We start from the raw sequence: 18,126 nt of genomic DNA on the forward strand, positions 1-18,126 counted from the left end.
GTTCCAGTATTTATCCTTTCTAGAGCTTATGCTAATCATACGGCTTTGCTAATTCACGGATGAACGAACATGGCGAATGAAGATGAGTTGCGTATTGCCTTGTCGCCAGTGCAGCTTGCGGCGGTACTGTCTGATGAAAGCGTCACTGAAGGTGAAACGTTCAGTAACCGTCTGCTTGGCGGTTTGGGGCTTGCCGGTGGTGTCGTTGAGCTGATGGGGGCGGGGGTGTTGTGCTATGCGCCGGATCCGACGTTTATCACCTAAGTCGGGTGTGTGGTGGTGGGAACGCATAGCCTGGACAGCATCAAAGCCGCTTCCAATCAGATGATTACCGGGCATCCAACAACTACCGATACTTATCAGTCTGCCGTTTTATTGGCGCAAACATTAGGTGCCGATCGGGAAACGGCCTATAACGTCGGTTTAACGGTCGATATTGCCGTGCCTTTTGTCTTTGCCGGAGCGGTTGGCGCTGCCAGAGTCGCATCCGTTCGCATGGGGCGGGTTAAGCTGGTTGAGCATGAGTCCGTTAGCGGTAAATATCCGGGCGGGCACACATTGGCTCGGCATATCAACATAACTCCGGAAGCGCTTATTGCCAGGCTAGCCAGGCGCCCGAAACTGATCGCGGCAAGCACCTTCAGATCGGTAAAGGAGGCCGAAAAATATGTATCTGTCACGGTAAAGGCGAACCGCGCAGATATTATGAATTGGGTAAAGTACGCGTCTCCCGGCAGCCGTTTGAGCGTGTATCATAATTTTTCAGAGTCGGTGGGTTACGGCGTATTACGCGGAAGTACTGACGTCTATCAATGTCACCGGGTTGGCGTTGTGATTGAATTTACCCGCTATAATGGCAAACCTTACTTTATCCTTAGCGCTTTCCCTGCGAGATAAGCCGATGAAAAACAGCGAACTTGATAACCTGATCGTCGTTTATTTTGGTCAAGATTATGATCTGATAAATGCAGAGGGCGATATTACTGCGCTGATCGCAGAGTACATTCGTCTGGCGACTCATCAGCAGCGCGAGGCTTTGGTCAATGAGATAGATGCGTTATTGGCGCAGGATAATGTGGAGTCATTATTCAACCAACGTTTCGGCTTTACTTTCAGCCCGGAGCTATGGGGAACCACCATTCCCGCATTCCTGCAACAGGCCAGAAGCGCTGCAGTGAAAGCGCTTTGAGCACCATCATGATTCGCAATCACTTCAGCGAGCTCAGTAGCTTATTCAGTATTTACTTCGGTCAGGATTATGATCTGTTTACTGATGCCGAAACGGCCGAAGGTGTGATTGACGGCTTCCTGGAGCAAAACGGCACTCAAGTCATCCGCAATATCCTCGAGGAGGCTAAAGAGTTTCAGGCTACTTATGCAGGACGTATATACGAAGGCATGGCGGAGCATTTTTCAGATGAATTTATGCCGGAGAGCTGGGGCACTACCGCGGTAGCGTTCTTTGCCATGTTGCAACGAAAAGCAGAGCAAAAGCTGGGGCAGCTCAAACGAATTTAAGCCCCCAACCCCACCGCCAAACCTACCCCAAATCCCCCCCATTGCTGGCGATCACCTTCTTGTACCACCAGAACGATTTCTTGCGGGTGCGGGCGAGAGTGCCGTTGCCCTGGTCGTCGCGGTCGACGTAGACAAAACCGTAGCGCTTGCTCATTTCGCCGGTTGAGGCGGCCACCAGGTCGATGCAGCCCCAGGTAGTGTAACCCAGCACCGGCACGCCGTCGGCGATGGCGTCGGCCATGGCGCGGATGTGTTCGCGCAGGTAGCTGATGCGGTAGTCGTCCTCAATCTCGCCTGCTGCATTGAACTCGTCGTGCGCGCCCAGGCCGTTTTCCACCAGGAACAGCGGCTTTTGGTAGCGGTCGTACATCATGTTCATGGTGATGCGCAGCCCTAGTGGATCGATGCCCCAGCCCCAGTCGCTGCGAGGCAGGTGCGGGTTCGCCAGCGATTTCACCACGTTGGCGGCGCTGCTGTTGTTGTCGTTCATGTCGGCGGAGGCGCAGCGCGAGGCGTAGTAGCTGAAGGAGACGAAGTCGACGGTGTGCTTCAGGATGTCGGCGTCTTCCGGTTCCATGACGATGCTGACGCCTTTCTCGCGGAAGACGCGGGCGGCGTAGGTGGGGTAAGCGCCGCGCGCCTGCACGTCGATAAAGAACAGGTTCTCGCGGTCTTTCTCCAGCGCGGCCCACACGTCTTCCGGCTTGCTGGACCACGGGTAGAAGTTGCCGCCGGCCAGCATGCAGCCCACCTGGTTGGCGGGGTTCACTTCGTGGGCGATACGCGTCGCCAGCGCACTGGCCACCAGTTCGTGGTGCGCGGCCTGGTATTTCACCTGTTCGGGGTTTTCGTCCGCTTCAAACACCAGCCCCGCGCCGGAGAATGGGCTGTGCAGCAGGATGTTGATCTCGTTGAAGGTCAGCCAGTATTTCACCAGCCCGTCGAAGGCTTCGAAGCAGGTGCGGGCGTAGCGGGTGAAAAATTCCACCATCTTGCGGCTGCGCCAGGAGCCGTATTCGGTCACCAGGTGCATCGGCACGTCGAAGTGGCACAGGGTGACCAGCGGCTCGATGCCGTATTGGCGGCACTCTTCGAACAGGCTGCGGTAGAAGGCGATGCCCTCGGGGTTGGGCGTCAGCTCGTCGCCGTTGGGGTAAATCCGGCTCCAGGCGATGGAGGTGCGGAACACGGTAAAGCCCATCTCTGCCATCAGCGCGAGGTCGTCGCGGTAGCGATGGTAGAAATCGATGGCGTCGTGGCTGGGGTAAAACTCGTCGTCGCGCAGGCTAAAGCGCTTCTCCAGCCCGAGTTTGACCGCCATGCGGTGCGGGCCGTGCGGGATCATATCGACGGTGGTCAGCCCTTTGCCGCCCTCGCGATAGCCACCTTCCGCCTGGTTGGCGGCTAAAGCGCCGCCCCATAAAAATCCTTTAGGGAATGTTGAATCGGACATGCAATCCTCTGGTGTCTCAATGCGTTGCGCTGGCGGCGTTCGCCGCCGGTGCGGTTTGGCCGGGCGCGGCGGCGTTTTCCGGCAGATCCTCGAAGCCCAGCATCAGCGTGAGCGCGAACGACAGCACCACCGAGAGCGCCATCACCGCCACCACCCACACGATGCTCATCGGGTTGGCCGGATCGAAGAACTGCACGCTGGTGAACAGCCCGGGCGAGGCCATCGAATGGCTGGCCAACCCGCCGATGCCGGCGACCGCGCCGCAGACGAAGCCGCTGATCAGACTGGCGATCAGCGGCCGCTTCAGGCGCACCGCCACACCGTACAGCGCCGGTTCGGAAATCCCCGCCACGATGGCGGAAGCGGCGGCGGCCAGCGCGGTCTGGCGCAGCTCGCGGTTCTTGGTTTTCAGCGCCACCGCCAGCGAAGCGCCGCCCAGCGACAGGTTGGCGCCGATCTCCGAGGGCATCACCATGCCCTCTTTGCCGGTCTCGGCGATGGTCTGGATGATGGTCGGGGTGAATACCCGGTGCATGCCGGTGATCACCAGCAGCGGCCAAATCGCCCCCATAATGGCCACGGAGAGCCAGCCCAGGTAGCCGTGCACGGTGTAGACCAGCGCAGAGATGCCGCTGCCGATCCAGATGCCGAGCGGGCCGATAAGCAGAATGGCGATCGGCGCGGCGATCAGTACGATCAGCATCGGCTTGAGGAAGTTCTTGGTCACCGCCGGGGTGATGCGATCCACCCCGCGTTCGATGTGCGACAGGATCCAGGTCATCACCAGCGCCGGGATCACCGTGTAGGTGTATTTCACCGCCGTCACCGGGATGAAGGCGAATTCCACCGCCTGGCCCTGCGCCGCCTTGGCCATCAGATCGATAAAGTTGGGATGCACCAGCACCCCGGCGATGGCGATCGCCAATGACATGTTGGTTTTGAACTTCAGCGCAGCCGAGGCGGCGACCATCACCGGCAGGAAGAAGAACGCGCCGTCGCCGATCACGTTGAGGATGACGAGGGTCGAGGAGCCTTTCTCGAATACCCCGGCCATGTCTAGGATCATCGCCAGCAGCTTCACCATCGAGCCGCCGATGATGGCGGGGATCAGGGGCGACATGGTGCCCACCAGCGCGTCGAGAATGCCGGCGCCGATGCCCTTCAGGGTGAGCTTGCGTTTCACCGGGGGGGCGGGGGCCGCCGCGCCCGGCATGCCGAGCGCCAGCACCGCCTGATAGGCCTTGGCCACCTCGTTGCCGATGATCACCTGGCACTGCTCGCCGCTGTGCACCACGCCCAGCACGCCGTCGATGGCCTTCAGCGCCGGCGTGTCGATCCGCGCTTTGTCTTTCACCACGAATCTCAGGCGGGTCATGCAGTGGGTTACGGCCTCGATATTGCCCGTGCCGCCCAGGGCGGCCACGATGGCGTGCGAGATCTCTGCGTAGTTCTTCGGCATGGCGTGTCGTCTCTCAGATAGCAATTCGGATAGCCCAAAGGCGAATATTTACTGCCTGGGCGATCCGTCGTTCCATCCGTATGAAACGCCCATAAGAAACCGGTTTCACAAAATCATGTATTGGTGTTTTGTGGTTGGCAAGAACTATGGTTTTTGGCGTTTCGTTTTCGTGATCTGGATCGTCAGAGGTAAGTGCGCACCGGCGCGCAGGGGCGCGAAAGCGTTCCAAACGCCGGGCGTCTTGGGTAGACTGCGCTGAACCCATGGATTTTGGCGGCGCACAGATGGCAACGATACTCGAGGTGGCGAAAAAGGCCGGCGTTTCAAAGGCGACGGTGTCGCGCGTTTTGTCCGGCAGCGGCTATGTCAGCGAGGAGAAACGCGCATTGGTGGATAAAGCCATCGCGGAAACCGGCTATCGGCCCAACCTGCTGGCGCGCAGCCTGGCGACCAACACCACCCAAACCCTCGGCCTGGTGGTCACCAACACCCTCTACAGCGGCAACTATTTCAGCGAACTGATGGCGCAGTCGGCGCGCATCATGGAGGCGAACGGCCGCCAACTGATCCTGGCGGACGGCAAGCACACCGCCGAAGAGGAGCGGGCTGCCATTCAGTTTTTGCTGGATCTGCGCTGCGACGGGGTGATCATCTATCCGCGTTTTCTGTCGATCGCGGAAATGGACGAGATCGTCTCCCAACACCGCCAGCCGATTCTGGTGATCAACCGGCGGCTGCGGCTGAATGACAGCTACTGCATCTTCAGCGATCAGCACGCCGCCGGCGCGGCGGCGGTGGCGCACCTGATCGCGCGCGGCCATCGCGACATCGCCTTTATCACCGGTTCGCTCGATTCCCCCACCGGGCTGGAGCGGCTTTCCGGCTACAAGTCCGCGCTGGCGCAGCAGGGTATCGCGGTTAACGAGGCGTTGATCGTCGAAGGGAAATGGCACGCGCAAAGCGGCGTGGCGGCGGTCGATGCGCTGCTGGCCGGCGGGCAACCGTTCAGCGCCATCGTCGCCGGCAACGACGAAATGGCCATCGGCGCGATGAAGCGGCTGGCGGAGCGCGGCGTGGCGGTGCCGGAGGCGGTATCGGTCATCGGCTTCGACGACATCCCGCTGGCGCCCTATACCGTGCCGTCGCTGTCGAGCATGAAGATGCCGGTCACCGAGATGATCCAGGAGACCATCAACCGCCTGCTGTCGATGCTGGACGGCGGCGAGCTCAGCAAGCGCCCCAGCTTCCCGGCCAGCCTGATCGAGCGTGAGTCGGTGGCGGCGGGGCCGTATCGGGGAAAGGCATAATCGCGTACCCGCCTTTTTCAGGTGCTACGACGCTTGAACCCGCCTCTTCGACAAAGCAAAAATCCCCAGCGCGCTGCCCAACGCCAGGGCGCTGGCAAGTGCCGTGGATAGCGCGAACTCGCGCGTGTAGGGCAGCAGCAGGCCAACCGCAGAGATGCTGCCCAGCAGCAGGCTAAAGAACAGCGTTTTTTTACGATAGGGTGCCTTTAGGTTGAGATAGGCGGCGACGGCGCAGACGATAAGTGTGCCACCGACGACGACCAACAGCGGCAGAATGATGAGCGCCCCGGCGAGGAGATTGGACAGCCCAACGTCCTCCACGCCGGCGTAAGAGACAATAAGGAACATGATGCCGATGGCTAACATCGTGCTCAGTTTGATGACGATATAGGCGCTCGCGCACAGGTTAAGCGCCTTTAATCCTACTATCATCACGTTGTTTGCCATCGTTCATCCTTGAGTTTGCTGGATATGGGCCGTGTTGGCCTGGGGAATGGTTTATCTTACCCCAACCCCCCAATCCGCTCCCGAATCTCCTCCTCCGGCAGGTTCACACCAATAAATACCAAGGTGCTCCGACGTTCCTCACCAGGCAGCCACTCCCGATCCCAGTCGGCGTTATACAGCCGCTGCACGCCCTGGAACAGCAGGCGGCGCGGTTCGTCTTCGATAGACAGTATGCCTTTGTAGCGCAGCAGGTTATCGGCGTATTCCAGCAGCAGGCCTTCCATCACGTCGGAGATTTGCATCAGCGGCAGCGGGCGTTCCAGCGTCACGACAATTGAGCGGATGTCGCTCTGCGGCTGCGGGATGCGGCGGAACAGCGGGGTGGCTGGCGTCAGGTGCAGCTTGTCGTTCAGCGTGAAGCCTTCGATGTCGAACAGCACGCTCAGATCGATATCGCCGTGCGTCACCTTGTAGACCGGCGCGCGGGCGTTCATCCGCTGCAGCCGCTGGATCAGCGCCTCGCAGTCCGGCGCCACGTCGGTTTTGGTCAGCAGGATGCGGTCGGCGTAGCCCACCTGCGCCTGGGCGATGCTGAACTGGCTCAGCTGTTGGTCGGCGTGCGCCGCGTCCACCAGGGTGATGATGCCGTCCAGCAGGAAGCGCTCGCACAGGATCTCGTGCGAGAAAAAGGTCTGGGTAATCGGGCCGGGATCGGCCATGCCGGTGCATTCGATGATCAGCCGATCGAACGCCAGCTGGCCGCTGTCGACGCCGTCCAGCAGATCCAGCAGCGCGTCCGCCAGCTCGTTGGATTTGCTGCAGCAGATGCAGCCGTTGCTCAGAGTGGTGATGCGGCTGGCGCGATCGCCGATCAGCGCGTCGTCGATCGGCACTTCGCCGAACTCGTTCTCGATGACCGCGATTTTATAGCCGTGGTTGGCGTTCAGGATATGGCGCAGCAGGGTGGTTTTGCCGGCGCCCAAAAAGCCGGTCAGGATGGTGACTGCAATGGGTTTCATACGGATCCTTGTGACTGCGGGTTAACAGCAGCGCATGCCGCCTTTGCCGTCGCCGCCGTAGCGCGCTTGCTGGCGCTCGCGGAAAAATTCTTTATAGGTCATCACCGGCTTGTCCGGGTGGTTGTCTTTCATGTGCTGGACGTAGGTATCGTAGTCAGGCACGCCCACCAACATGCGCGCCGCCTGCCCGAGATATTTCCCCGCCTGGCCGAGATTTCCGAACATAAGCCTTCTCCAACTCTACCCTGCATCACTACAGCGCTTGCTTTAGCCTGATATTAGGGGAAGCCGGGGGATGGGGTTCCCGCAGGGATGCCCCACCTCCGGGTCGCCCCGGGTATCTCGATTGTATCGCGCCGCACGGCTGGCATCTTGCGATACGCTGGCCGTGCGGCTTTGGGTACTACTTAACGTTTATTATGCAGGGTATCCGTTAAATCACATCAATGCTGGGTCGAAACTTTGACCTCCCCCTCAGTTACGCCGTCGGCGGGCGCGGCCTGCGGCACTGGCACGTAAGGCGTTTCCTGGTCGGTGCGTTTCGGGTTTTTGTGCGCCGCCAGCGCGGTTTTCACCCCGTAGAAGATGATGCTGTACACCACCAGCAGGAACAGAATGCTCAGCCCGGCGTTGGTGTAGTTGTTCACCACGATGTGGTTCATGTTGGCGATCTGCTGGGCGCTCAGCTCGGCGCCGCCTTCGGCGATTTTGCGTTTGTACTCGCCGGCCAGGAAGAAGAAGCCTTCCAGCTGTGGGTTGTCGCTGAACAGCTTCAGGCCCAGCGCGTAGGTGGTGCAGATCAGCAGCCACACCGCCGGCAGCACGGTCACCCAGATGTATTGGGTGCGCTTCATTTTAATCAGCACCACGGTGCCCAGCACCAGCGCCACGGCGGCCAGCATCTGGTTGGAGATGCCGAACAGCGGCCACAGGCTCTTCACGCCGCCGAGCGGATCCACCACGCCCTGGTACAGCAGGTAGCCCCACAGCCCGACGCAGCCGGCGGTGCCGATGATGCCGGCCACCAGTGAGTCGGTTTTCTTCAGGAACGGCACGAAGTTGCCCAGCAGATCCTGCAGCATAAAGCGGCCGGAACGGGTGCCGGCGTCCAGCGCGGTCAGGATGAACAGCGCCTCGAACAGAATGCCGAAGTGATACCAGAAGCCCATGTTGGCACCCGGAATGATCTGGTGGAACACGTGGGCGATGCCCACCGCCAGCGTTGGCGCGCCGCCGGCGCGGTTCAGCACCGAAGGTTCGCCGATGTCGGTGGCGGTCTGCAGGATCTGTTCCGGGCTGATGACGAAGCCCCAGGAGCTGACCGCCGCCGCCGCGTGCACGGTCACGTCCTTCAGCGAAGCCATGATCATCGGCGCGTCTTCGGTGCCCAGGCGGTGCAGATCCGGCATGGTGATGCCCAGCGCCGCCGGCGGGGTGTTCATGGCGAAGTACAGGCCCGGCTCGATGATGGAAGCCGCTACCAGCGCCATGATGGCGACGAAGGACTCCATCAGCATCGCGCCGTAGCCGATAAAGCGCGCGTCGGTCTCATTGGCCAGCAGCTTCGGCGTGGTGCCGGAGGCGATCAGCGCGTGGAAGCCGGAGACCGCGCCGCAGGCGATGGTGATGAACAGGAACGGGAACAGGGTGCCTTTCCACACCGGGCCGGTGCCGTCGACGAACTGGGTCACCGCCGGCATTTTCAGCTCAGGGTTGAGGATCACGATGCCGATCGCCAGCCCGACGATCACGCCGATTTTCAGGAAGGTGGCCAGGTAGTCGCGCGGCGCCAGGATCAGCCACACCGGCAGCAGAGCGGAGACGAACGCGTAGCCGATCAGCGTGAAGGTGATGGTGGTGTCTTTAAAGGTCAGCGCCGGGCCCCAGTACGGGTCGTGCGCCACCACGCCGCCGAACCAGATGGCGGCCACCAGCAGCACGATGCCGATGATTGACACTTCACCCACGCGGCCAGGGCGCAGGTAGCGCATGTAGATGCCCATAAACAGCGCGATCGGCACGGTGGAGCAGACGGTGAACACGCCCCACGGGCTTTCCGCCAGCGCTTTCACCACGATCAGCGCCAGCACCGCCAGGATGATGATCATGATCAGGAAGCAGCCGAACAGCGCGATGGTGCCCGGTATCGGCCCCATCTCTTTTTTGATGATCTCACCGAGCGAGGCGCCGTTGCGGCGCGAGGAGATGAACAGCACCATAAAGTCCTGTACCGCCCCCGCCAGCACCACGCCGCCCAGCAGCCACAGCGTGCCGGGCAGATAGCCGACCTGCGCGGCCAGCACCGGCCCCACCAGCGGCCCGGCGCCGGCGATGGCGGCGAAGTGGTGGCCGAACAGCACGTTCTTGTTGGTCGGCACGTAGTTGAGGCCGTCGTTGTTGACCACCGCCGGTGTGGCGCGGCTGGCGTCCAGCTTCATCACCCTGGTGGCGATGTACAGGCTGTAGTAGCGGTAGGCCACCAGATACACCGCCACCGAAGCGACGACGATCCACAGCGCGCTGATGTGTTCGCCGCGGCGCAGCGCCACCACGCCGAGGCAGGCTGCGCCGAGTATCCCCAGCAGCATCCACGGAATGTGCTTTAAAATCCCCTCTCGTTTCATGAGGTATCCTTAATTCCAGTCTGCAAAATATGAATGAACTCATCCGCTTGTAAGAGATGTCAGAGTGGCGCGGTGAGCCGTAGCGTCTTTCCCGAGGTAAGGCGGGTTTAGGAACAGCTCATCATCGCCGGGGGTAAGGGGGGAAGACAGGCGTATTTCGCTCAGCGGTCAGATCCGCCGGGTGAACGGTTGGATTGGCGGGGTGAGCGGTTTGTTGCATAACCAACAGCCGCCCGTCAGCCGCTGTTGCCAATGCAGCACCCGCCCGCACCCGCCGGCTTTAAACGCCCGGTTTTTCAGCCAGATGCCTTAACGCGGCGGTTGGCACGCATCCTGCTATCGGTTTTATAACCAAAACAAGGTTTTCAATATTTGGAAATCAATAATGGTTATATGCGCGCCGCATAACGGCGCCGACGGTCAGAGGGAGAGAAGCATGTCAGCAGCAAACCACTCGCAGCAGCCGATTCAATTCGCCTACTGGGTGCCGAACGTTTCCGGCGGCCTGGTGATCAGCAATATCCCGCAGCGCACCGGTTGGGACATCGGTTATAACCGCAAGCTGGCGCAGATCGCCGAGCGCGCCGGTTTCGACTACGCGCTTACCCAGATCCGCTTCACCGCCGGTTACGGCGCGGAGAACCAGCACGAATCGGTGTCGTTCTCACAGGCGCTGCTGGACGCCACCGAAAAGCTGAAAGTGATCGCCGCACTGCTGCCGGGGCCGTGGAACCCCACGCTGGCGGCCAAACAGATCGCCACCATCAGCCATCTTTCCAACGCGCGCATCGCGGTGAACATTGTCAGCGGCTGGTTCCGCGGCGAGTTCAAGGCCATCGGCGAGCCGTGGCTGGATCATGAGGAGCGCTACCTGCGCTCGGAAGAGTTTATCCGCTGCCTGCGCGGCATCTGGACTGAGCCCAGCTTCACCTTCGCCGGCGATTTCTACCGTTTCCGCGACTACTCGCTGAAGCCGAAGCCGCTGGCGCCGTTGCCGGAAATTTTCCAGGGCGGCAGCTCACGCGCGGCGCGCGACATGGCGGCGCGGGTCTCGGACTGGTATTTCACCAACGGCAACAGCGTGGAGGGCATTCGCCGGCAGGTGGAGGACATCCAGAGCAAGGCGCAGGCCAATCACCATCGGGTGAAGGTGGGGGTGAACGGTTTCGTCATCGCCCGCGAGAGCGAACAGGCGGCGCAGGCGGTGCTGCAGGAGATCATCGATCACGCCAACCCGGAGGCGGTGCAGGGTTTCGGGCACGAGGTGAAAAACGCCGGGGCGGCCTCGCCCGAGGGCGAGGGCAACTGGGCCAAGTCCACCTTCGAAGATTTGGTGCAGTATAACGACGGCTTTAAAACCAACCTGATCGGCACGCCGCAGCAGATCGCCGAGCGCATCATCGCGTTGAAAGACGCCGGGGTGGATCTGCTGTTGCTGGCGTTTCTGCACTTCCAGGAAGAGGTGGAGTACTTCGGCCGCGAAGTGATCCCGCTGGTGCGCGAGCTGGAGCGCCAGCGGGCGGCGGCCTGAGCGTTCAACCCGTTTGCAGGGTTTGCAGCAGGTGGATAAAGGCGGCGCTGAGCGGCGGCGTGGCCGGCTCATGGCGGGTAAAGACATAAAAGCGCGCGCTGATGTCGATCCCCTGCGTCGGGATTTTCTGCAGGTGCAGCTGCGGGGCATAGTGCGCGACGACCCGATCGCTCAGCAGCGCGATATAGCCCTGCTGCCTGACCAGGCACCAGGTCGCCAGAAAGGAGTCGGTCTCGACGATCTGGCCGTGCGGCGTGTAACGCTCGGCGATCTCGCGGATGGCGGCGTGCCCCACCGAGCAGGAGCGCGGCACCACCCATTTGGCTTCGGCCGGCGGCTGCCCGGCGGCGGTCAGGTCGCCCCCTTGATAGAGCGAGAAGCGCTCGCTCTTCAGCGCCTGCATGGCCAGATCGGCGCCGCCCGCCGCGCCGTTCAGGCTGCTGACCGCCAAATCCAGCTCGCAGTTTCTCAGCCGGGCGAGCAGGCCTTCCGGGCCGTCTTCCACCACCGTCACCCGGGTATGCGGGTAGCGGCGGTTGAAGCCTTCGAGCACCTGAGGCAGGTAGCACAGCAGCGGATCGACGCTCATCCCCACCCGCAGGCGCTTCTCGCCGCCGGCGCTCATGCCGCGCAGCTCGTCAAACGCGCTGAGCAACTGATTGGTGGCGGCGTCAATCCGCCGGTAAAACAGCTCGCCGACCGCCGTCAGGCGCACGCCGCGGTTGCTGCGCTCAAGCAACCGCGCGCCGATGGACATTTCCAGCTCTTTGAGCACCCGGCTGAGCGTCGGTTGCGAGACGGCCAGTTTTTTCGCGGCATCGTGCAAACTTCCGCAGTGAACGATGTCTTTGAACATCGTCAGATGAGCCAGTTTCGGCATGGTTTTCATGGTGGATCTCCCTGGAAGTGAACGGCATTAGCCGGAGCCGGCGATGCGGCTGTAATAGGCCTGTTTCATCATGCTGTCGTTCAGCAGTTTATTGATGGTCTGGTCGAGCACCGGCGTGGTGACGGAGGCCGGCATCAGCGTGGCGGTGATCTCCACGTCGTCGTCGCCAAAGGGTTCGATATCCAGATGCGAGATAAAGCAGTTTTCTCCTTGCAGCACCTGTTTGAATTTGGCCAGCGCTTCACGCTGCTCATGCTCAAAGGCAATGACGCAAATCTGGTAGGTGGATTCGCCGTTAACGTCATTGAAGGGTTGTTTGTTGACCATATTGACCAGCGGGCGCAGCAGGGTGTTGGCGGCGAGCACGAACAGCGTGGCGGCCAGCGCATCGCCGTACAGGCCGCAGCCGGCGCAGGCGCCGACCGCCGCGGAGCCCCAAAGCGTGGCGGCGGTGTTCAGGCCGCGGATGTTCATCCCTTCTTTCATGATGGCCCCGGCGCCGAGAAAGCCGACGCCGGAGACCACGTAGGAGATGACGCGCACCGCGCCGCCGCTGCCGTCGATGGTCATGGCCAGGTGGACGAAGATCGCCGCGCTGGTGGCCACCAGCGTATTGGTGCGCAGCCCGGCGGTGCGCTGGCGGAATTGTCTTTCGTAGCCGATGGCGGCGCCCAGGACGGACGCGGTCAGCAGCGTCAGCAGTGTATGAATGAAATGCATGATAATAACTCGATGTATTATCCGCTTATCATGAGCCACCCGTGGCGGGGTGACTCTTGATAAACAGGTAGTTAAGTTGGCGGGATCCGTCCCGCCAGGTCAGGGCGGCGCTCAGTGCGCGGCGGCGATCTGCCGGCTGAGCGTCTCGCTGATTTTGTCCGTCAGCGGCTGCATTCCCTCGCGGGTGCGCGTCTCGCGGCGCTGCGCGATGTGATAGCAGCCGTCGAGGGTGCCGGCGCCCAGCAGGAAGATGCGATCAGACATCATCACCGCCTCCTCTACGCTGTGGGTCACCAGCACGATGGAGCGGGTTTTGATCTGGCGCGTGCTCCAGATGCGCAGCAGATCGCTGCGCAGGTGTTCGCCGGTATAGACGTCCAGCGCGGAAAACGGCTCGTCCAGCAACAGCAGCATCGGTTCTACCGCCAGCGCGCGCGCAAAGCCGACCCGCTGGCGCATGCCGCCGGAAAGCTCGCGCGGGTAGGCGTCGCGGTAGGGCGCGAGCCCGACCAGATCGAGCATTTTCAGCGTCTGGGCTTCGACCACCTGCGGCGGCAGATCCTGCGCCTGCAGCCCGAAGGCGATATTCTGGTAGACGTTCAGCCACGGGAAAATGGCGAAGGTCTGGAACACCATGTTGATCTGCGGATTCGGCCCCGAGACTTTTTTATCCCCCAGCATCACGGTGCCCAGATCCGGCGCGATCAGGCCGGAAAGTATGCGCAGCAGGGTGGATTTGCCCGAGCCGGACTGCCCCAAAATGCTGACGACCTCGTTGTCGTAGATGCGCAGGTTGATTTCATTCAGCACCAGGCGTTTTTCTTTACCGGTAGGCTGAACGCTTTTGCTGACGTTATTAACCGTCAGCAGCGTGGTTTTTTTTACCATCATGATGTTTCTCCACTCAATTAAAAATATGAGCATGGAAAAATGGCCGATAGTTATCGTCGCGCAGGGGTAAAATAATGCGAGCGCAAATAAGCCTGAGCGTTATCGGACTGTTAATAAGCGTATGCTGGAAGGATTAGCCTGTCAGGCGCGCCGGAGGCGTGCGCGGAGGCCATGCGCTGAAGGGGTAAAGCGAAGGGATGTGGTAACTGACGCATATCCTGACACTTTCAGGATGCAATGGGATGACTATTGCTCCTGTGACCTCAGCGATTCCAACAATAAAATAAACAACCAACTGTCGCCGTCCATATCATTCCCCCGTTATTTTTCGTGTGGCCATAATACGCGTGATATCGCCTGTGATTCAATGTGGTTAGGCGGAATTATCGCGGCAAAATGTAATTTAATATGAATGCGGGAAAGTTTTTCTTTATTTATTAAACGGGGCGTCAACGAAAAACATGAGAATGAATATAGGCGCTATTTTATGGAAATATAAACCTGAATTAAACGAAAGAATAACAGGGCGGCGCAAGACAAATAATGAACCGGCCGCAGCGCGCGCTGCGGCCGGTTTCGGGTCAGAACGGATACTTGATGCCGGTTTCGACAAGGTCGTCGGCGCCGGCGCCGACGGCGTTCTGCCGTTGCAGCAGGTTGAGCTTGTACTCCACGTAGGTCGACATATTGGCGTTGAAGCTGTAGTTCAGCGCCAGATCCAGGTATTTGACCAGATCGGCGTCGCCGATGCCGGGCAGGTTACGGCCGCGCGTTTGCAGGTAGGCCACCGAGGGCGTGACGCCGTAATCGAAGTGATACTGCGCGACCGCCTCGACGGCGTCCGCGCGGGGGGCGAAGCCGGCGTAGCGATCGCCGTCGACATAGGTCATGTTTTCGGTGCGCGCATAGCTGGCCGCCAGGTAGAGATTGTCCCGGTCGTATTTCAGCCCCAGCGTCCAGGCCCGGGCGCGATCGCCGTCAGCCAGGCTGAAGCGCTGCTGCGCCAGGGTGCGCGCAGAGTTGGCGTAGGCGGCGCCAAAGTTTAGCCCCGCGCCGGTGTCGTAGGTGGCGGAAAAGGCGTAACCATCGCCGTTTTGCGTCTGAATATCCTTCGCCCGCAGAGCGTCGTCCCCCCGATTCTTCCCCTGATATTGCAGGCCGAGATTCAGACCGTCCAACAGCCCGCCCAGGCTGCGGTTGTGGTAGGTCAGCAGGCCGTTGGCGCGGCCGGTCATGAAGTTGTCGGCCGCTTCGTAGCTGTCGTTGCCGAATTCGGGCAGCACGTCCGTCCAGCCGGCCACGTCATACAGCAGGCCGTAGTTGCGGCCGTAGTCCAGGCTGCCCCAGCGGCCGAACGTCAGCCCGGCGAAGCCCAGCCGGGTATAGCTATTTCCCGGCCCGGCGCTTTCCGGCTGATCGAGCCCCGCCTGATATTCCCATTGGCCATACCCTGTCAGCCCGTCGGCGATCTGCGTCTCGCCTTTGAAACCGAAACGGGTGTAGGAGCGATCGCCGTTATTGTCGGCATCGCTGCTGAAGTAATGCACCCCGTTCAGTTGGCCGTAGAGATCCAGTTTATTGCCGTCTTTGTTGACGATTTCTGCCCCGGCGGCGGCCGCCGGCATCAGGATGACCAGCGCCATCAGTAAGCTTTTATGTTTCATTTCACTACCCTGAGTTAACGAAAATGCGGCCTTATCCGGCCGGTTGCGCCTGCGCGATTTTTTTGTACAGGCAGCTGCGGATCCGATCGGTGAGGTGCCGCAGGCTGTCCCGGTTGCGCGCCGCGCGGGGAATATTGATGCTGAATTCGTCATCGATCCGTTTGCTGGTCGCGTCCAGGATCAGCACCCGATCGGACATCAGCACCGCCTCTTCGACGTCGTGCGTCACCATCACCATGGCGCGCGTGCGCAGCCGGTTGTCTCCCCACAGCACCAGCAGATCGCTGCGCAATTTTTGCGCGGTAAAGATATCGAGGGCGGAGAAGGGCTCGTCCAGCAGCAAGACATCGGGCTCTACCGCCAACGCCCGGGCGAAGCCCACGCGCTGGCGCATGCCGCCCGACAGCTCGCGCGGCCAGGCGTGCTCATAGCCGGTCAGCCCCACCAGGCGCAGCAGCGCCTCCAGCCGCTCGGCGATCGTCTGCGGCGGCAGCTTTTGCGCCAGCAGGCCGAAGGCGATGTTGTCGTACACCGTCAGCCAGGGGTAGAGCGCGTAGGATTGAAACACCATGCTGGCGTTGGTGCTCGGGCCGTCGACCGGTTTGCCCGCCAGGGTGAGCGTGCCGCTGTCCGGTGGGATCAGCCCGGCCAGCATGCGCAGCAGCGTGGACTTGCCCGAACCGGATTGCCCCAGAATGGTGACGAACTCGCCGGCGTGCACGGTCAGCGACACGTCGCGCAGCACGGGTTTGGGGCATTTGTTTTCGCCTATAAACGTTTTGTTCAACCGACGGGCGCTGATAATCACGTCTTGAGTCAGCATGTGGTTCCCCCTTGATCAGTCATATTTGAATTTGGTTTCCGCGATGCGATACAGCGGTTGCCAGACGAAGATGATGCACAGCGCCACCAGCGCGCACATCGCGGCGCAGCCCAGCGCGGACTCCGGGTTCTTGCCGGCGTCGGTGACGACGGAAATGAACGCGCCCAGCCCGGTGGCGCTGAGGGTGGTGCTGCCCCACTGGATCACTTCGGCGGCGATGGCGCTGTTCCAGGCGCCGCCGGCGGCGGAGATGATGCCGGTCACGATGTAGGGGAAGATCGCCGGCAGCATGTAGTAGCGCCACCAGCGGAAACGGCGCAGGCCGAAGGTTTCGCTGACTTCGGTGATCTGCGTCGGAATGGCGGAAACGCCGGCGATCACGTTGAACAATACGTACCACTGGGTGCCCAGCATGATCATCGGAATGGCCCACCAGCCGAGATCCTGATGATAAATGGCGATGAAGGCGGCGATCAGCGGGTAGAAAATGTTGGGCGGAATGGCCGCCAGGATCTGGATGATCGGCTGGAAGATCTTCACCAGGCGCGGATTCAGACCGATCCACACCCCCAGCGGCGTGAAGATCGCCACGCTGAGCAGCATGGCCGCGGCCACGCGCGCGGTGGTGAGCAACATCCACTCCGGCAGCATGGCGAAGTACTGTTTGGGGAAGTATTCCCACAACTGATAGCCGAACCACACGCAGGCCAACACCACGCCGAGATACCACAGGCTGCGCCACAGCCAGTTGCCTTTGGCGGCGAGCCTGAACAGGCGGTGCAGACCGAGGGCGTACCACAGCCGCGGCAGCTTGAACAGCCACAGGTCAGCCAGCGCGCGCAGCGTGCGGCCGAGCGCCGCGCCGACGTGCGAGAAGGCCAGGCTGTTGTAAAACCACGGATTGCCGAGCGCCCGATTGGCGGTGACGTCTTCGTATTTGAAGCGGGCGGTGTAACGCACCAGCGGGCGGAACACCAGCTGATCGAGCAGCACGATGTTGGCGGCCAGCGCGACGATCGCATACAGGATCGCCGGCACGTTCTGCTGCGCCAGCGCTTCGGCGATATAGGAGCCGACGCCGGGCAGTTCGACCGAGCGATCGCCGACCGGAATGGCTTCGGAGGCCACCAGGGCGAACCAGGCGGCGGATTGCGACACCATGGCGTTCCACAGCAGGCCCGGCACCGAATAGATGAATTCCAGCCGCCAGAAGCGTTGCCACGGGTTGTAATTGAAGCTGCGGGCGGCTTCGTCCAGCTCCTTGGGCACGATGCGCAGCGTCTGATACAGCGTCAGCATCATGTTCCAGGCCTGGCCGGTAAACACCGCGAAGATGGCGGTGCACTCCAGCCCCATCACGCTGTGTGGGTAGAGGTTGAGAAAGTACACGGTCGTGAAGGTCAGGAACCCCACCAGCGGCACCGACTCCATAAAGTTGACGAAGGGCAGGATCACCCGGCGCAGCGGCGCATAGCGCGCGGCCAGCACGGCGAACACCACAGAAAACAGCAACGACCAGGCCATGCCGAGGAGAAAACGCATGCTGGTTCTGAGCGAATAATAAAGCAGGTTCCAGGCATCGAGACTAATGGCAGAGACGTTTTGTTCATTGAAGTCGCCGTGCATGTCGCCCCATGCGCGAATAAAAAAGGCAATGAAGAAAACGCCGATGGCGATAACGATAAAGTCATTTAAATAAGACTTTCTGAAAACAGATGTACCCCAGTTATTTTGCATAACGCAATACCTTATTTTTCCCATAAGAAATCCGTCGGCGCTCG

The 18,126-nt window shown here is 61.0% G+C and carries 16 protein-coding genes and 1 pseudogene; 5 read left to right on the forward strand and 12 right to left on the reverse strand.

Annotated features, from left to right (window positions below):
- Window positions 1-69: 69 nt before the first annotated feature.
- The 3 genes and pseudogenes from J9788_RS15460 to J9788_RS15470 all read left to right on the forward strand — a co-directional run bounded on the left by J9788_RS15460 (window position 70) and on the right by J9788_RS15470 (window position 1,518).
- A pseudogene (locus J9788_RS15460) lies at window positions 70-897 on the forward strand (RNase A-like domain-containing protein).
- Between the two features lie 4 nt (window positions 898-901).
- A complete protein-coding gene (locus tag J9788_RS15465; RefSeq protein WP_182265216.1) occupies window positions 902-1,189 on the forward strand; it encodes a contact-dependent growth inhibition system immunity protein in 288 nt (95 codons plus the stop codon).
- A complete protein-coding gene (locus tag J9788_RS15470) occupies window positions 1,186-1,518 on the forward strand; it encodes a contact-dependent growth inhibition system immunity protein (RefSeq protein WP_182265217.1) in 333 nt (110 codons plus the stop codon). The genes J9788_RS15465 and J9788_RS15470 overlap by 4 nt, the downstream gene beginning before the upstream one ends.
- A 22-nt stretch (window positions 1,519-1,540) precedes the next feature.
- On the opposite strand, the gene J9788_RS15475 is transcribed toward J9788_RS15470, so the two are convergent.
- Complete coding sequence (locus J9788_RS15475; protein WP_182265218.1) at window positions 1,541-2,971, reverse strand: 6-phospho-beta-glucosidase; 1,431 nt, start codon at window positions 2,969-2,971, stop codon at window positions 1,541-1,543.
- A 16-nt stretch (window positions 2,972-2,987) separates the two neighbouring features.
- Window positions 2,988-4,430, reverse strand: a complete 1,443-nt coding sequence (ascF, locus tag J9788_RS15480) for a PTS cellobiose/arbutin/salicin transporter subunit IIBC (RefSeq protein WP_182265219.1) — start codon at window positions 4,428-4,430, stop codon at window positions 2,988-2,990.
- Between the two features lie 284 nt (window positions 4,431-4,714).
- Here ascF and J9788_RS15485 point away from each other — a divergent pair, with 284 nt between their 5' ends.
- Window positions 4,715-5,737: a LacI family DNA-binding transcriptional regulator gene (locus J9788_RS15485; RefSeq protein WP_182265220.1), complete on the forward strand. Its 1,023-nt coding sequence runs from the start codon at window positions 4,715-4,717 to the stop codon at window positions 5,735-5,737.
- Window positions 5,738-5,761: 24 nt separating this feature from the next.
- Here J9788_RS15485 and J9788_RS15490 read toward each other — a convergent pair whose 3' ends face one another.
- The 4 genes from J9788_RS15490 to J9788_RS15505 all read right to left on the reverse strand — a co-directional run bounded on the left by J9788_RS15490 (window position 5,762) and on the right by J9788_RS15505 (window position 9,827).
- A complete protein-coding gene (locus J9788_RS15490) occupies window positions 5,762-6,184 on the reverse strand; it encodes a hypothetical protein (protein WP_182265221.1) in 423 nt (140 codons plus the stop codon).
- Between the two features lie 56 nt (window positions 6,185-6,240).
- Window positions 6,241-7,203, reverse strand: coding sequence for a GTPase (gene yjiA / locus J9788_RS15495; RefSeq protein ID WP_182265222.1), 963 nt, complete (start codon window positions 7,201-7,203; stop codon window positions 6,241-6,243).
- A 21-nt stretch (window positions 7,204-7,224) separates the two neighbouring features.
- The gene (locus tag J9788_RS15500; protein WP_004953088.1) at window positions 7,225-7,428 is read right to left on the reverse strand and encodes a YbdD/YjiX family protein; all 204 of its coding nucleotides are present in this window, start codon (window positions 7,426-7,428) and stop codon (window positions 7,225-7,227) included.
- Window positions 7,429-7,646: 218 nt separating this feature from the next.
- Window positions 7,647-9,827: a carbon starvation CstA family protein gene (locus J9788_RS15505; RefSeq protein ID WP_182265223.1), complete on the reverse strand. Its 2,181-nt coding sequence runs from the start codon at window positions 9,825-9,827 to the stop codon at window positions 7,647-7,649.
- A gap of 436 nt (window positions 9,828-10,263) precedes the next feature.
- Between J9788_RS15505 and sfnG the strand changes: the two genes are divergently transcribed.
- Complete coding sequence (gene sfnG / locus J9788_RS15510; RefSeq protein ID WP_025305137.1) at window positions 10,264-11,358, forward strand: dimethylsulfone monooxygenase SfnG; 1,095 nt, start codon at window positions 10,264-10,266, stop codon at window positions 11,356-11,358.
- Between the two features lie 4 nt (window positions 11,359-11,362).
- On the opposite strand, the gene J9788_RS15515 is transcribed toward sfnG, so the two are convergent.
- The 6 genes from J9788_RS15515 to J9788_RS15540 all read right to left on the reverse strand — a co-directional run bounded on the left by J9788_RS15515 (window position 11,363) and on the right by J9788_RS15540 (window position 18,082).
- Window positions 11,363-12,247, reverse strand: coding sequence for a LysR family transcriptional regulator (locus tag J9788_RS15515; protein ID WP_033641720.1), 885 nt, complete (start codon window positions 12,245-12,247; stop codon window positions 11,363-11,365).
- 27 nt (window positions 12,248-12,274) lie between these two features.
- Window positions 12,275-12,967 (reverse strand): MgtC/SapB family protein, encoded by a 693-nt coding sequence (locus J9788_RS15520; protein WP_019453282.1) that lies wholly within the window; start codon window positions 12,965-12,967, stop codon window positions 12,275-12,277.
- A 111-nt stretch (window positions 12,968-13,078) separates the two neighbouring features.
- The gene (locus J9788_RS15525; protein ID WP_182265224.1) at window positions 13,079-13,858 is read right to left on the reverse strand and encodes an ABC transporter ATP-binding protein; all 780 of its coding nucleotides are present in this window, start codon (window positions 13,856-13,858) and stop codon (window positions 13,079-13,081) included.
- A 581-nt stretch (window positions 13,859-14,439) separates the two neighbouring features.
- On the reverse strand, window positions 14,440-15,522 hold the full coding sequence (locus J9788_RS15530; RefSeq protein ID WP_209333061.1) for a porin: 1,083 nt from the start codon (window positions 15,520-15,522) through the stop codon (window positions 14,440-14,442).
- Between the two features lie 31 nt (window positions 15,523-15,553).
- Window positions 15,554-16,345: an ABC transporter ATP-binding protein gene (locus J9788_RS15535; protein ID WP_182265226.1), complete on the reverse strand. Its 792-nt coding sequence runs from the start codon at window positions 16,343-16,345 to the stop codon at window positions 15,554-15,556.
- Between the two features lie 15 nt (window positions 16,346-16,360).
- Window positions 16,361-18,082: an ABC transporter permease subunit gene (locus tag J9788_RS15540; RefSeq protein WP_182265227.1), complete on the reverse strand. Its 1,722-nt coding sequence runs from the start codon at window positions 18,080-18,082 to the stop codon at window positions 16,361-16,363.
- Between the last annotated feature and the right edge of the window lie 44 nt (window positions 18,083-18,126).

Origin of the sequence: Serratia sp. X10 (assembly GCF_017811775.1) — a bacterium.
GTDB classification, from domain to species: Bacteria; Pseudomonadota; Gammaproteobacteria; order Enterobacterales; family Enterobacteriaceae; genus Serratia; species Serratia ureilytica.

Coding starts and splice junctions, on each gene's coding strand:
- J9788_RS15500 (WP_004953088.1), bottom strand. CDS start 7,428: ATGTTCGGAAATCTCGGCCAGGCGGGGAAATATCTCGGGCAGGCGGCG.
- J9788_RS15465 (WP_182265216.1), top strand. CDS start 902: ATGAAAAACAGCGAACTTGATAACCTGATCGTCGTTTATTTTGGTCAA.
- J9788_RS15505 (WP_182265223.1), bottom strand. CDS start 9,827: ATGAAACGAGAGGGGATTTTAAAGCACATTCCGTGGATGCTGCTGGGG.
- J9788_RS15540 (WP_182265227.1), bottom strand. CDS start 18,082: ATGCAAAATAACTGGGGTACATCTGTTTTCAGAAAGTCTTATTTAAAT.
- J9788_RS15475 (WP_182265218.1), bottom strand. CDS start 2,971: ATGTCCGATTCAACATTCCCTAAAGGATTTTTATGGGGCGGCGCTTTA.
- J9788_RS15525 (WP_182265224.1), bottom strand. CDS start 13,858: ATGATGGTAAAAAAAACCACGCTGCTGACGGTTAATAACGTCAGCAAA.
- yjiA (WP_182265222.1), bottom strand. CDS start 7,203: ATGAAACCCATTGCAGTCACCATCCTGACCGGCTTTTTGGGCGCCGGC.
- J9788_RS15535 (WP_182265226.1), bottom strand. CDS start 16,345: ATGCTGACTCAAGACGTGATTATCAGCGCCCGTCGGTTGAACAAAACG.
- J9788_RS15515 (WP_033641720.1), bottom strand. CDS start 12,247: ATGAAAACCATGCCGAAACTGGCTCATCTGACGATGTTCAAAGACATC.
- J9788_RS15520 (WP_019453282.1), bottom strand. CDS start 12,967: ATGCATTTCATTCATACACTGCTGACGCTGCTGACCGCGTCCGTCCTG.
- J9788_RS15530 (WP_209333061.1), bottom strand. CDS start 15,522: ATGAAACATAAAAGCTTACTGATGGCGCTGGTCATCCTGATGCCGGCG.
- sfnG (WP_025305137.1), top strand. CDS start 10,264: ATGTCAGCAGCAAACCACTCGCAGCAGCCGATTCAATTCGCCTACTGG.
- J9788_RS15490 (WP_182265221.1), bottom strand. CDS start 6,184: ATGGCAAACAACGTGATGATAGTAGGATTAAAGGCGCTTAACCTGTGC.
- J9788_RS15485 (WP_182265220.1), top strand. CDS start 4,715: ATGGCAACGATACTCGAGGTGGCGAAAAAGGCCGGCGTTTCAAAGGCG.
- ascF (WP_182265219.1), bottom strand. CDS start 4,430: ATGCCGAAGAACTACGCAGAGATCTCGCACGCCATCGTGGCCGCCCTG.